The sequence below is a fragment of the Azospirillum sp. A23 genome, assembly GCF_042938965.1.
Taxonomy (GTDB): Bacteria; Pseudomonadota; Alphaproteobacteria; order Azospirillales; family Azospirillaceae; genus Azospirillum; species Azospirillum melinis.
Window position 1 is genome coordinate 1,069,326 of sequence record NZ_CP170666.1, and the last position, 12,840, is coordinate 1,082,165.

The following is a 12,840-nucleotide window of genomic DNA, read 5'->3' on the forward strand; positions in this document are numbered from 1 at the left end:
GAATGATGCCCTGTCTAGCCCATTGCAGCGCAAAAGGGGCTGATCTGCGTCAATCGACCGCGGGATCGTCGGTCACATAAGAATTTTGCGATGTTGGCTGTTCCGGTTCGCACCTGCGCGCGCAATTCCCGTCGGGCAGGGGCGGAAAGCAAAAAAGGCTCCGGACAATCGTCCGAAGCCTTTTTTAATGGTGGGCGCGACAGGGATTGAACCTGTGACCCTTCGCGTGTGAAGCGAATGCTCTCCCGCTGAGCTACGCGCCCTAACCGTGAAACTCTGTACCGAACTCTTTTGCGTCGCGACCGTCTTTCGTCGGCCCCGCCGCTGCGGTGGGCGGGTTTCTACGGCCTTCCCCACCGGGTGTCAAGCGTCAGATTCATCCCCATCTTAAAAAAGATTGCCCACCTGAAACGATGCCTCCGAAATCACACCCCCGAAACGATGCGACGACCGCAGGAGCTTTGGACCGTGCCCCAGCCCAGCCCCCGCCGCCTTCCCCGCCATCTCCCCCGCCCGGTCCGGACAGCCCTGATTGCGGCCTGCCTTTCCCTGCCCCTGCTTCCCCTGGCAACGGCCGTAGTGTCGGCGGAGCCGGTGAAGGCGACCTATCGGGTCTTCGTCGGCGGGGTGACCGCGCTGGATGTGAATGCGACGCTGGACGTGGCCGGCGACCGTTACCGCATCGCCGTGTCGGCGGTAACCGGCGGCACCATCGGCCGGCTGTTCAGCTGGCGCACCGACTCCGAGAGCGACGGCCATGTCCGCGGCGACGATCTGCGGCCGGACAGCCACCGCCAGACCAGCCTGCTGCGCGGCGAACCGCGCAACGTCACGCTGACCTACGGACCGCAGGGCGACGTCTCCACCAGCGTCACGCCGCCGGCGGACAAGGACGACCGCGAGCCGGTGCCGCCGGACTTGCAGCGCGGCACGCTGGATCCGCTGACCGCCGTGCTCGACCTGCTGTTCGCGGTGGGGGCGAACGAGGGCTGCGACCGGTCGCTGCCGGTGTTCGACGGCCGCCGCCGCTACGACATGGTGTTCAGCGAGGTGGGGCGGCGGATCGTCGACCCGTCGCGCTACTCGATCTTCTCCGGCGTCGCCCAGCAATGCCGGGTGAGCTACAAGCCGGTGGCCGGCTATGCCCGGTCATCGTCGGGCGGCCGCTTCTGGCAACGGAACAATCCTGCCGACCGGCCGCCGGTCAATCTGTGGCTGGCTCCGGTCGCCGCCGGCTCTCCGCCGCTGCCCGTCCGGCTGGAGACGGACAGCGATTTCGGCAGCGTGGTGGTCCATCTGACCGGCGTCACGCCGCCAGCGGCAGACCGCCGGGCCGGAGCCTCGCCGCAGACTGTGCGCTGACCGCGGCAGCCGGCCCGGCCGGTTCCGTTGTGGAGCGGGTGTCCAGGATCAGGTCGGACAGCGCGATGCCGGCCCGCCGCGCCGCGCCGCTCAGCGCCGTGGCCGACGGCCAGAGGAAACAGCCTTCCAGCTCGAGCATCCTGCCGTCCAGCAACGCCGCAAAGCCGCCCAGTTTGCCCATATGAACGATCCGAGCCATGCGAGAGGCCATGGTGGAGTTCCTTCCCATCGGCTGCCGCCGTGACGCTGGTCGGACGGCCGCGAAGCACGCCGCCGTCCGACCCGCACCCGGCAGGTTTTTGATTGATTGTCGTGCCTGCCGGCTGCGGCCAACGTCAGCAGCAGGACGGTGAAAGCCAGCGAGCCGGCCGTCAGGGCATCGTCCTGCATCATGGCGCGTCCTCCCCCGGATCGGCGTCCCGTCGCCCGGCAGCGCCGGATCGACCCTTGCCAGTCTAGGGGCTTTGCGGTTCCGGCACGCGGGTCCTGAGGGATACCCCTTCCGTTCAAAGGGATAGTATCGGCGCATGTATCCCTCGGTATCGGGACACGGATCGCCTCTGTGTCGGTGAGCGGCACGACCTGAACCTACTGACGGTTGAACCCATCACAGGTTAATGACAAAATTGAGACCGCGTGCAATGTCGCACCAGCCCACGAGTTACCGTCTCTGGAAATGTTCCGGACCACTCACGGCTGGAGGGCATCGCACAGTGCCGGCGATCAAAGGGAACACTGTCGTTGTGTTGGAGCAGAACGCGGTTCTGCGCCTTGGCATCGAAGCATTGCTGGAGTCCTGGGGATGCCAAGTCGTTGCCGGCGACAACCTGGATGACATCATTGCAGACACTAGGGCAGACAATCTCCGTCCGACGGTGTTGCTTCTTCCTCCGACGAACGGCCAGGAGACCGGCGACCAGCTGGCCAGCCGCTTCGAAGCCGAAATCGGCTATCCCCTGCCATGGATTGGCATCACGGGAGACTCCAGCCTTCTCCAACGCTGGAAAGCCGGCGCCTTCAGCGGAATCCTGCTGGAAATGCCTTGCTCGCCCGAGACGCTCCGGGCTGCCCTGCTCAAGGCACTGCGGCAGAAGGACGGATCTTCCGGCCACCCTACAGCCTGAAAACCACCTGCACCGGGCATCGCGATATTCGGCCCTTGGTGCAGGACCGACCCCAGACAGCCCGCCTGACCGCGCCCCCCGGCTCCGGTCAGGTTTCCGGCTGCGCCCTGCATGGCGCCCCCGGCCAGATGTCATCGGACCTCGCCAGCTGGACGGCGGGATGACTATGACGGCTCTGCGATCCAGGTTACTCAGAAAAAGACCGGTAGCCGGCTGTGGGTACCGTGACGCGCGGACCTAAAGGCCGAATTGACGCAGGGGAAGCGAAACGCTACTTCGGTGACAATACTGTTCAACTCCGCGCCCGAACGGCCCCGGGACAGACTAGGATTTGGCGGCGCCCTGATCTTGGAAAGAAAAGATTAGCCGGAACCGAAAGGAAAAATTTCCATGACCTGTGAAAGACATCATCCTCTCTACCGGCAGAATTCGGCCGTCCTGCCCTGGAGATCGCGGCCGTCATCGGATACATGTCACTGAAAGATCCCGAGCCCCATCAGGCCGGGCAGACCGGCGGGAACGGGTGACCGCAGCCATCGCCAAGCGGCAAGACGACAGACGGAAACCACAAGAAATTGAGCGGGCAACCTATTGGAAACATTCATTTATTGCAGATTGAAACAAAAGTTGACTTGGGCTTCCATGCTGTGCTGTGGCACACCACTCTCGGAAATGCGGATGGTGCGGTGCCCACTCCCGTAGAAGCGCCGTCCTGTCCAGCAGTGATGTCTTAACGTTTACCGGCTCAACTACGGCGCCTTCATCGACCGGCTTTCCCTTCCACTTCAAGGCTCGACCAGGAACATCACCATGGCCCATCGTCCGCTCGCCTGCGTGATCCTCGCCGCCGGCAAGGGCACGCGCATGAAATCCGATCTGCCCAAGGTGTTGCACCGGGTTGCCGGCCGGCCGATGGTCGGGCATGTGCTGGCCGCGGTGAAGACGCTCGACCCCGACCATGTCGTGGTCGTGGTCGGCCCCGGCATGGACAGCGTGGCCGCCGCCGTCGCCCCTTACCCCACCGCGGTCCAGCACGAGCAGCGCGGCACCGCCGACGCCGTGCGCGCCGCCTTCGGCCTGCTGGAGGGCTTCACCGGCGACGTCATCGTGCTGTACGGCGACACGCCGCTGGTCACGCCGGACACGCTGCGCGCGCTGGTGCAGGCGCGCCGGCAGGCGGCCGACCCGGCCGTGGTGGTGCTGGGCATGCGCCCCGACGATCCCGGCGCCTATGGCCGCCTGATCCTGAACGCCCGCGGCGGGCTGGAGAAGATCGTCGAATATCTCGACGCCAGCGAGGAGGAGCGCACGGTCGCCCTGTGCAACGCCGGCCTGATGGCGTTCGACGGCGCGCACATGTTCGACCTGATCGGCAGCGTCGGCAACGAAAACGCCAAGTCCGAATATTACCTGACCGACGTGGTCCAGATCGCGCGCCGCGCCGGCATGGCCTGCGCCGTGGTGGAGGCCGCCCCGGCCGAGGTGGTCGGCGTCAATTCCCGCGCCGAGCTGGCGGAGGTGGAGAAGCTGCTGCAACGCCGCCTGCGCAAGGCCGCGATGGACAACGGCGCCACGCTGATCGACCCCGACAGCATTTTCCTCAGCGTCGACACCCGGCTCGGCCGCGACGTGGTGGTCGGCCCCGGCTGCTTCTTCGGCGCCGGGGTGACGGTCGGCGACCGGGTGGAGATCAAGTCCTACTGCCATCTGGAAGGCGTCCGCATCGACAGCGGCGCCGTCATCGGCCCCTATGCCCGGCTGCGCCCGGGGGCGGAGATCGGCCCGGACGCCCACATCGGCAATTTCGTCGAGGTGAAGAACGCGGTGATCGAGGCCGGGGCCAAGGCCAACCACCTGACCTACATCGGCGACGCCCGGGTCGGAGCCAAGGCCAACATCGGCGCCGGCACCATCACCTGCAATTACGACGGCTTCTCCAAGAGCCGGACGGAGATCGGCGCCGGCGCCTTCATCGGCTCGAACAGCGCGCTGGTCGCGCCGGTCGTCATCGGCGACGGCGCCATCGTCGGCGCCGGCAGTGTGGTGACGATGGCGGTGGAGGCCGACGCGCTGGTGGTCGCCCGCGGCAACCAGAAGGCGTACGCCGGCTGGGCAAAGCGTTTTCGCGAACGGAAGCAAAACGAGAAAGCAAAAAAGGCGTAGGATCGGTCCGGGATCCGTTTCTCTCCGGCTCGTCAGCCGGCACCTTTTTCAGGAGCATCAGGTCCATGTGCGGCATCATCGGCATCAACGGCATCCACGACGCGTCCCCCCGGTTGGTGGAGGGCCTGCGCCGGCTCGAATACCGCGGCTATGACAGCGCGGGCGTCGCCACCCTGGTGAACGGCCATATCGAGCGCCGCCGCGCCGAGGGCAAGCTGGCCAACCTGGACATGAAGCTGCGCGACCAGCCGCTGTCCGGGACGGTCGGCATCGGCCACACCCGCTGGGCCACCCATGGCGGCCCGACGGAGAACAACGCCCACCCGCACGCCACCAAGCGTGTCGCCGTCGTCCACAACGGCATCATCGAGAATTACCAGGAGCTGAAGGACGAGCTGACCGGCCACGGCTACGTCTTCGAAAGCGCCACGGACACCGAGGTGATCGTCCACCTCGTCACCTACTACTTGGACCAGCAGGGCATGACCCCGGTCCAGGCCTCTGCCGCCGCCTTCAAGCGCTTCACCGGCGCCTTCTCCCTGGTGCTGATCTTCGCCGGCGAGCATGAGCTGATGATCGGCGCCCGCCACGGCACGCCGCTGGCCGTCGGCTATGGCGACGGCGAGATGTATCTGGCGTCGGACGCCTTCGCGCTGGCGCCGCTGACCAACCGCATCTGCTATCTGGAGGACGGCGACTGGGTCGAGGTCAGCCGCACCGCCGCCATCGTCCACGATGCCGCCGACACGGTGGTGGAGCGTCCGGTGAAGACCACCGCGGTGTCCGGCGCCCTGATCGGCAAGGACGGCTACCGCCACTACATGCTCAAGGAAATCTACGAGCAGCCGCAGGTCATCGGCGACACGCTGAACGCCTACATCAACCCGGAGACTGGTACCTTCACCCTGCCGGACTTCCCCTTCGATCTGGCCGGCGCGTCGAAGCTGACCATCGTCGCCTGCGGCACCGCCTATTACGCCGGCTTCGTCGCCAAATACTGGTTCGAGACGCTGGCCCGCATCCCGGTCGAGGTCGACATCGCGTCGGAGTTCCGCTACCGCGAGGCGCCGCTGCCGCCGGGCGGCATCGCCCTGTTCATCTCGCAGTCGGGCGAGACGCTGGATACGCTGGAAGCCCTGCGTTACTGCAAGCGGCAGGGCCAGAAGATCCTGTCGATCGTCAACGCCCCGGAAAGCACCATCGCCCGGGAATCCGACGCGGTGCTCTATACCATGGCGGGGCCGGAGATCGGCGTCGCCTCGACCAAGGCCTTCACCACCCAGCTGACCACGCTGGCCTGCCTTGCCGTCACCGTCGGCCGCGCCCGCGGCGCCATCGACCAGGAGCGGATGCAGCAGATCGCCCACGCGCTCCGCGAAGTTCCGGCCCGCGCCGCCGACGTGCTAGCCCATGACGAGCGGCTGAAGGAGCTGGCGCAGGAGGTGTCCGAGGCCCGCGACGTGCTGTATCTCGGCCGCGGCGCCATGTATCCGCTGGCCCTGGAAGGTGCGTTGAAGCTGAAGGAAATCAGCTACATCCACGCCGAGGGCTATGCCGCCGGCGAACTGAAGCACGGCCCCATCGCGCTGATCGACGACAATGTCCCGGTGATCGTGCTGGTGCCGTCCGACGCCCTGTTCGAAAAGGTCGTGTCGAACGTGCAGGAGGTCTGTGCGCGGTCAGGCAAGGTGCTGCTGCTGGCCGACCGGAAGGGCATCGACAAGCTGAAGGACAAGGTCCGCTGGTCGGTCGAGCTGCCTGCCTGCGACCCGCTGGTCGCCCCGCTGCTCTACGCCATCCCGGTGCAGCTGCTGGCCTATCACACGGCCGTGCTGAAGGGCACCGACGTGGACCAGCCGCGCAATCTGGCCAAGAGCGTGACGGTGGAGTAAGCGGGGCATTCTCCGTGGACAAATTGTCTACGCATGCGTGAGCTTTGCAGTGCCCCTGTGGGGGCCTTTCCTCACCTGAGGAAACGCTTCCACGAAGGCGCGCTCGGCTGGTTGGGATGATCCCCGTTTCCCGCACAGCTTGGCGACATCGCCAGGCTCGGCTCGGGTTCGAGCCATGCTGCCGATGTCCGGGGCTTCGCCGCGGAGCGCGGCCGGTCGGCAAGGGTCCGGCTCCCGATCCAGGCGGTTCGGAAGCACGACCCCGTCATGCCCTCACTTGCGGTCCAGCGGGAACAGGGCGGCGGGCAGATGCAGCAGCCGCACCGCTCCCTCGTAAAGCCGGACGATGGCCGGCGTCAGCACGCCATCGACGATGGGACGCGCCGGAATGACCAGCAGGGAAGCGGTGGCGGAGACCAGTAGCGCACCCGCCATGTCCAGGGGAAAGTGAACGCCAAGATAGATGCGCGCCCACGCGACGCCCATCCCGAAGGCCATCATCCCCCAGCCCAGCCGCTGCCAGGACCCTCGCAGCAGCAGGCTGATCCCGATCGTCCACATGAAGGTCGCATGGTCGCTGGGGAAGGATGAATCCGCGGCATGCGGAATCAGCTGATGCCCCAACCCGATCATGAAGGGGCGCGGATGATGCCAGAGCGCGCCAATCGCCGCGTTGACCAGCGCCGCCGTCAGCAGGGCGCAGCCAGCACCGACCAGGACGGCGCGTCCGTCCTGCCGTCCCCACACCCACAGCGCCGCGACCAGGGCCGCGACCAGTACCACCACGTCGTCCGCCAGAAAACGCGCCAGCATGAGAAGCCCGGCCGGCGGATCGGGCGGAGCGTTCAGCAGAAGGAACAGATGTTGGTTGAGAGCTTCCATAAGCGGGGTCCGATCGTTTCGATTCTATGACAGCCAGGGCAGACAGATAGGCCGTGGCGCCTGCGCCTGCCTGGGCGCGAATGGCCAGAACCGGGGCGTTCGGCTGAGTCCGGGAGAGCGATGAGGATAGCGAACGCTCCAATCGCCCCCCGATGAAGACGGTCCTCATGGCGCGGCGGGCACGTCGGCGCGCAGCCCGGCGGTCCGCTGCCGACCCCGGCGCTCCAAGCCGATCTCCATGGATTTGCAGCGTGGCCCTGCCCGGAAAATTCCGGCTTCAAATTCCAGCCTCACGGGCGGAAATTCAGCACCGGCCGAACGTCAATCGATCCACGGCCCCGTTTGGCCGGTGTTCGCGCTCCGAAGCACCAGCACCGTTGCGGGACCGGGGCTCAACCGGCCGGTACGCCGGCCAATCGTATTCCCCGGCAATCGCGCGCAGCAGGCCATGAGCGACAGCTCCGGCGGAGCCGTTGGTCATGATCACGGACCCGTCTCAGCTGCTCCCGCGATGGGTCAGCGTCAGTTCGACGGCACGGATCGGCTCCGGCGGCATGTCTCCGCGCATCCGTTGCAGGATCATCGATCCGGCCTGCCGGCCGAGGTCGCGGCTGTCGATGCCGATGGTGGTCAGGCCGGGCGGCAACTCCTCGGCCACGTCGTTGTGGCCGAAGCCGAGGATGGCGACGTCGTCGGGCAGGCGCATGCCCAGCCGGCGCGCCTCCAGAAGCGCGCCGGTCGCCAGCAGGTCGTTGGCGCAGAACACCGCCTCGACCGCCGCGTTGCGGGACAGCAGCTCGGCGAGCGCGCGGCGGCCGTCGACCATGCTGGTCACCCGGTCGACGGACAGCTCGGCGACGATGTCGAGCCCGGCGGCGCGGGCACCCTCGCGGAAGCCGGTGAGGCGCAGGGCGCCGCGGCCGCTGCGCCGGCCGATGAAGGCGACGCGGCGATAGCCCCGTCCGGCAAAATGCTCCGCCGCCAGACGGCCGCCGTCGATGTTGGAGAAACCGACCAGCATGTCGATGGGGTCGCGGGGATAGGCCCAGGTCTCCATGATCGGAATGCCGAGCGCCCGCAACGCCCGCCGGTTCTCCTCGATCTCGATGACGCCGGTGAACATGACCGCCGCCGGCCGCATCTCGCGCAGCGACTGGATCATCGTCGTCTCCTTGGCGTAGGAGTAAGAGGTCTGCCCGATCATCAGCTGGTAGCCCTGCGGCTCCAGCACCTCGCCGCAACCCTGCACGGCAAGGCAGAACTGCTGGCTTTGCAGGTTGGAGACGAAGGCGGCGACGATGTTCGACTGACCCGACCGCAGGGCGCGGGCATGCGGATTGGTGGCGTAGCCGGTGCGCTCGACGATCTCCAGGATCTTCCGGCGCTTGGCCTCGGCCACCTTCTCCGGCTGGCGCAGGGCGCGCGAGACAGTGATCGGCGACACCCCGGCCAGCCGGGCGATCTCGACGATGCGCGTCGGAGCCGCCCCCCCGGCTGCGTCCCCGTCCGCCGACGGCGCCGGGTCCGCCGCCCGGAGGCGGAGGACGTCGTCGATGGTCGGCGGACGCTTCGCCGCGCTGCTCTCACTCATGTCGCCCGTCTCCTTGGCCGCCTGTCCCTGCGATGCCCCGGTCAGGCCGCGCGCCCCAGGATGCCCGCCTCCTCCACCGGACGGGCCACCTGGATCAGGCAGTCGCCGGTCTCGCTGTCGCTGTGCAGGCGCCGCGAGATGACGATGCCCGCCTCCTGGAAGCGCAGCTCCTCCTCCGGCTGGTCGAGCCGCATCAGGTCGTGGAACCAGCCGGCGAGATCGCCGGCGGCGACCCGCGCCCCGACATCGACCGCCGGTTCGAACCAGCCGCGCCGCAGCGCGTAGATCGCCTGCCGGTGGCTGTCAAGCTGAAGCAGTTGCATCGGCGCCGGAACCGGTGCCGGAACCGAGAGAACCGGCGCATCGGTCAACCCGATGGCGATCAGCAGATTGTCGATGGCGCGGGCGGTGTAGGCCATGGTCTCCGGCGTCACCGTGCCGCCGCCGCCGAACTCGCCGCTGATGCCGATGACGCCGGCCCGTGCGGCGGCGGCCATCGAGGTCGGTGCCGTGGCGCCGTTCTCCGCCACGAAGCCGTATGGCATGCCCAGCGCCCGCATCAGCTCCAGCGCGCGGCCGAGCCGGTCGGGCGTGCCCTGCCGTTCGATCAGGGCACAGGGCAGGTGAGCCATCGAGGTGCCGCCGGAATGGATGTCGAACACCACGTCATGGCGCGGGAACAGCTCATGCTCGAGGAAATGCGCCAGCCGGAAGGTCGGGGTGCCGGCGGGGTCGCCGGGGAAGGCGCGGTTGAGGTTGCCCTCGTCCAGCGGCGACCGGCGCCGCGCCGCCATCACCGCCGGCGCGTTGGCCGCCGGCAGGATCGTCACCTCGCCACGGATGCGCGCGGGATCGAGGCGGCGGAACAGCCGGCCCAGCAGCAGTTCGCCTTCATATTCGTCGCCGTGGTTGCCCGCCATCAGCAGCACGCGCGGGCCCGTTCCGTTGCGCACGCGGCAGACCGGGACCTTCACCTGATAATAGGGGGAGCGGTCCACCGAGAACGGGATGCTGAGGAAATCCAGCGACTTGCCGTCGGCGGCGAAATCGAGCGCGTGGTAGAGGCCAGTGTGCATTCCAAAAACCTTCTGGCGGAGGGGCGCCTTGGCAGCGGTTGCCGTCAGCAATTGCGCGGGCATCAGTTGCCCGGCGCCATCCTCCGGTTCACCGAGGAAGCGCGCTTACAGGGCGGCGAGCGCCGTCATCTCGACGCGCAGGTCGGGATCGGCCAGCCGCGCCTCGGTGCAGGCGCGGGCCGGCGGGTTGGCCGGGTCGATCCAGGCATCGTAGACCTCGTTCATGGCGTCGAAGTCGGTGATGTGCGGCAGGAAGACGTTGACGGCGACCAGCTTGGACTTGTCGCTGCCGGCCTCTTCCAGCAGGGCGTCGATCTTGGCCAGCACGTCGCGGGTCTGCTCATGGATGGAGCCGGTGCGGTTGTTGGCGACCTGACCCGCGATGTGGACCATGCCCTGGCAGACGACGGCCTGGCTCATGCGCGAACCGACCTGGAACCTGGTGATCATCGAAAGACCCTCTCTTGGATGCCGAACGGCAGGTTACATCTGCGGAAGCGTCTGCTTTTCCTTGAACCACGTCATCTGAAGGGCGCCCAGCTTGCCGTTCAGGCGGTTGTAGAACAGGAAGGTGTTGATCCAGTTGACCAGATCCTGCTCGCCGTGGCGGACGGCCACATGGGCCGGCGACTGGCGGATCAGGAACTTCAGCTCGACTTCCTTGCCGGGATTGTCCTGCGCGACCTTCAGCGCGATGGCGCTGTTCTCGGCAAAGGTGTCGACCTGACCGGCCAGATAGGCGGCGATGGCGCCGGGGGTGTCCTCGAAGCGCACCAGCTTGGCGCCGGGGGCGTTGTCGGTCAGCCAGATGTCGAGCGTCGAGCCCTTGGCGACGCCGATGCTGCGGCCCTTCAGCCCGTCGGGATCGCTGGCGGTCGCCATCGACTTCGGCCCGTAGACGCCGAGATTGACCGCGGCATAGGGCTGGGTGAAGGTCACCTGCTGGGCGCGCTCGGGCGTGGCGCCGGCGGCGGCGATCAGCACGTCGACCTTGTTGGCGAGCAGGCTGGGAATGCGGTTGGCGCCGGTCACCTGCACCAGATCCAGCTTCACGCCCATGTCGGCGGCCATCAGCTTCGCCAGATCGATGTCGAGGCCGGCGGCTTCGCCCTTGGCGTCCTTGAAGCCCCAGGGGGCGGCATCCATCAGCACGCCGACGCGCAGCTTGCCGGCCGACAGCACGTTCTGCAGGGCATCCGCCTTGGCGGCGGACGGCAGGGCGGCGGCGGAGAGCGCGACGGTGGCGCAGACCGCCACGGCGGCGGCGAGAGTCCGGAAGAGTCTCAAGACATTGCTCCTCTGTTCTGGTGGTTTCTGTTCTGGTCGTTGTCCGGTCCTCGCGAGGAACCGGTGAATGGCTCGGCGGATGGCTCGGCCACGCCTCAGCGGACGGAGGCGATGAAGCTCTGCAGTTCGGGGGTGCGCGGGTTGGCGAAGAGCTCGGCCGGCGGCCCCTCTTCCCAGACGCGGCCCTGGTGCATGAAGACGATCTTGGAGGCGACGTTGCGGGCGAAGCCCATCTCGTGGGTGACCAGCACCATGGTCATGCCCTGGCGCGCCATGTCCTCCATCACCTTCAGCACCTCGCCGACCAGCTCGGGATCGAGCGCCGAGGTCACCTCGTCGAACAGCATCAGGTGCGGGCGCATGGCGAGGCAGCGGGCGATGGCGACGCGCTGCTGCTGCCCGCCGGACAGCTGGGCCGGATAGGAGTCGATCTTGTCGGCCAGCCCGACGCGCTCCAGCACGTCCAGCGCCAGCGCCCGGCCGTCGGCCTTGGCGATCCGCTTGTTGAGGACCGGGGCCAGCGTGATGTTGCGTTCTACCGTCATGTGCGGGAACAGGTTGAAGGCTTGGAAGACGATGCCGACGCGCTGGCGGAAGTCGCGCAGGTTCGGCATGTCGGTGCGCACCGGCTGGCCTTCCACCGTGATCTCGCCGCCGTCGATGCGCTCCAGCGCGTTGATGCAGCGGAGCAGGGTCGATTTGCCGGAGCCCGACTTGCCGATGATGGTGACGATCTCGCCTTCCTTGATGTCGAGCGACACCCCCTTGAGCACCTGGGTCGACCCATAGCTCTTGGTAACGTTTCGGATGTCAACGAGCGCCATTGAGACGGACCTCCAGGGAACGGGCCCACAGGGTGAGCGGCAGGCAGGCGGCGAAGTAGATCGCCGCGACGATCGAGTAGACCAGCAGGGGCTGGAAGGTGGCGGCGCTGACCAGCTGGCCGGCGCGGGCGAGTTCGACGAAGCCGACGATGGAGGCCAGCGAGGTCCCCTTGATCAGCTGGACGAGGAAGCCGACGGTCGGCGGCAGCGCCATGCGGAAGGCCTGCGGCGCGATGACGTAGCGGAACTGGTGCCAGGTCGACAGGCCGAGGCAGGCGGCGGCCTCCCACTGCTCGTGCTTCACCGCCTCGATGCCGCCGCGCCAGATCTCGCCGAGGAAGGAGGCGGTGTAGACGGTCATGGCGATGCCGACGGCGACCAGCGGCGGCATCTCGATGCCGAGGAAGACCGGCATGCCGAAATAGAAGAACATCAGCAGGCCGAGCAGCGGCACGCCCTGCACCAGTTGCAGGAAGGCGGTGGCGGTCCAGCGCAGCGCGCGGCTGGCGCTGGTCCGCATCAGGGCGAGCAGCAGCGCCAGCGGCGCGCCGAAGCCGAGCGCGATGAGGACGAGGACGGCCGTCCATTGCAGGGCGCTGAGCAGCGACAGCAGGTCGCCGAGGGAGAAGGAACGCATGG

The 12,840-nt window shown here is 67.5% G+C and carries 12 protein-coding genes and 1 tRNA gene; 4 read left to right on the forward strand and 9 right to left on the reverse strand.

Translation table 11 applies throughout. The annotated features are described in order from the left end of the window. Positions 1-188: 188 nt before the first annotated feature. Positions 189-263, reverse strand: a tRNA-Val gene (locus ABNQ40_RS13760). A gap of 331 nt (positions 264-594) precedes the next feature. On the opposite strand from ABNQ40_RS13760, the gene ABNQ40_RS13765 reads away from it, so the two are divergent. Then, a complete protein-coding gene (locus tag ABNQ40_RS13765; protein WP_391346896.1) occupies positions 595-1,362 on the forward strand; it encodes a DUF3108 domain-containing protein in 768 nt (255 codons plus the stop codon). Here ABNQ40_RS13765 and ABNQ40_RS13770 read toward each other — a convergent pair. After that, the gene (locus ABNQ40_RS13770) at positions 1,307-1,573 is read right to left on the reverse strand and encodes a hypothetical protein (protein WP_109046909.1); all 267 of its coding nucleotides are present in this window, start codon (positions 1,571-1,573) and stop codon (positions 1,307-1,309) included. The genes ABNQ40_RS13765 and ABNQ40_RS13770 overlap by 56 nt on opposite strands. Before the next feature lie 502 nt (positions 1,574-2,075). On the opposite strand from ABNQ40_RS13770, the gene ABNQ40_RS13775 reads away from it, so the two are divergent. From ABNQ40_RS13775 to glmS, 3 genes are all read left to right on the forward strand, one after another. Continuing rightward, positions 2,076-2,486: a hypothetical protein gene (locus ABNQ40_RS13775; RefSeq protein ID WP_146255354.1), complete on the forward strand. Its 411-nt coding sequence runs from the start codon at positions 2,076-2,078 to the stop codon at positions 2,484-2,486. Positions 2,487-3,296: 810 nt separating this feature from the next. Next, positions 3,297-4,649, forward strand: coding sequence for a bifunctional UDP-N-acetylglucosamine diphosphorylase/glucosamine-1-phosphate N-acetyltransferase GlmU (gene glmU, locus ABNQ40_RS13780; RefSeq protein ID WP_391346898.1), 1,353 nt, complete (start codon positions 3,297-3,299; stop codon positions 4,647-4,649). Positions 4,650-4,714: 65 nt separating this feature from the next. Further along, complete coding sequence (gene glmS, locus ABNQ40_RS13785) at positions 4,715-6,541, forward strand: glutamine--fructose-6-phosphate transaminase (isomerizing) (RefSeq protein ID WP_377810993.1); 1,827 nt, start codon at positions 4,715-4,717, stop codon at positions 6,539-6,541. A 273-nt stretch (positions 6,542-6,814) separates the two neighbouring features. Here glmS and ABNQ40_RS13790 read toward each other — a convergent pair whose 3' ends face one another. The 7 genes from ABNQ40_RS13790 to ABNQ40_RS13820 form a co-directional block, all read right to left on the reverse strand. Beyond that, the gene (locus tag ABNQ40_RS13790) at positions 6,815-7,423 is read right to left on the reverse strand and encodes a phosphatase PAP2 family protein (RefSeq protein ID WP_391346902.1); all 609 of its coding nucleotides are present in this window, start codon (positions 7,421-7,423) and stop codon (positions 6,815-6,817) included. A 496-nt stretch (positions 7,424-7,919) separates the two neighbouring features. Next, positions 7,920-9,014: a LacI family DNA-binding transcriptional regulator gene (locus ABNQ40_RS13795; RefSeq protein WP_391346905.1), complete on the reverse strand. Its 1,095-nt coding sequence runs from the start codon at positions 9,012-9,014 to the stop codon at positions 7,920-7,922. A 41-nt stretch (positions 9,015-9,055) separates the two neighbouring features. After that, entirely contained in the window at positions 9,056-10,090 is a 1,035-nt protein-coding gene (locus tag ABNQ40_RS13800) for a succinylglutamate desuccinylase/aspartoacylase family protein (RefSeq protein ID WP_391346907.1), read from the reverse strand. Positions 10,091-10,195: 105 nt separating this feature from the next. After that, entirely contained in the window at positions 10,196-10,540 is a 345-nt protein-coding gene (locus ABNQ40_RS13805) for a RidA family protein (protein ID WP_109046903.1), read from the reverse strand. 33 nt (positions 10,541-10,573) lie between these two features. Beyond that, complete coding sequence (locus ABNQ40_RS13810) at positions 10,574-11,377, reverse strand: transporter substrate-binding domain-containing protein (protein WP_109046902.1); 804 nt, start codon at positions 11,375-11,377, stop codon at positions 10,574-10,576. Positions 11,378-11,472: 95 nt separating this feature from the next. Then, a complete protein-coding gene (locus tag ABNQ40_RS13815; RefSeq protein ID WP_109046901.1) occupies positions 11,473-12,201 on the reverse strand; it encodes an amino acid ABC transporter ATP-binding protein in 729 nt (242 codons plus the stop codon). Next, positions 12,188-12,838 (reverse strand): amino acid ABC transporter permease, encoded by a 651-nt coding sequence (locus tag ABNQ40_RS13820; protein ID WP_109046900.1) that lies wholly within the window; start codon positions 12,836-12,838, stop codon positions 12,188-12,190. The genes ABNQ40_RS13815 and ABNQ40_RS13820 overlap by 14 nt, the downstream gene beginning before the upstream one ends. Positions 12,839-12,840: the final 2 nt, after the last annotated feature.

Coding starts and splice junctions, on each gene's coding strand:
- glmS (WP_377810993.1), top strand. CDS start 4,715: ATGTGCGGCATCATCGGCATCAACGGCATCCACGACGCGTCCCCCCGG.
- ABNQ40_RS13815 (WP_109046901.1), bottom strand. CDS start 12,201: ATGGCGCTCGTTGACATCCGAAACGTTACCAAGAGCTATGGGTCGACC.
- ABNQ40_RS13800 (WP_391346907.1), bottom strand. CDS start 10,090: ATGCACACTGGCCTCTACCACGCGCTCGATTTCGCCGCCGACGGCAAG.
- glmU (WP_391346898.1), top strand. CDS start 3,297: ATGGCCCATCGTCCGCTCGCCTGCGTGATCCTCGCCGCCGGCAAGGGC.
- ABNQ40_RS13790 (WP_391346902.1), bottom strand. CDS start 7,423: ATGGAAGCTCTCAACCAACATCTGTTCCTTCTGCTGAACGCTCCGCCC.
- ABNQ40_RS13770 (WP_109046909.1), bottom strand. CDS start 1,573: ATGGCCTCTCGCATGGCTCGGATCGTTCATATGGGCAAACTGGGCGGC.
- ABNQ40_RS13795 (WP_391346905.1), bottom strand. CDS start 9,014: ATGAGTGAGAGCAGCGCGGCGAAGCGTCCGCCGACCATCGACGACGTC.
- ABNQ40_RS13820 (WP_109046900.1), bottom strand. CDS start 12,838: ATGCGTTCCTTCTCCCTCGGCGACCTGCTGTCGCTGCTCAGCGCCCTG.
- ABNQ40_RS13805 (WP_109046903.1), bottom strand. CDS start 10,540: ATGATCACCAGGTTCCAGGTCGGTTCGCGCATGAGCCAGGCCGTCGTC.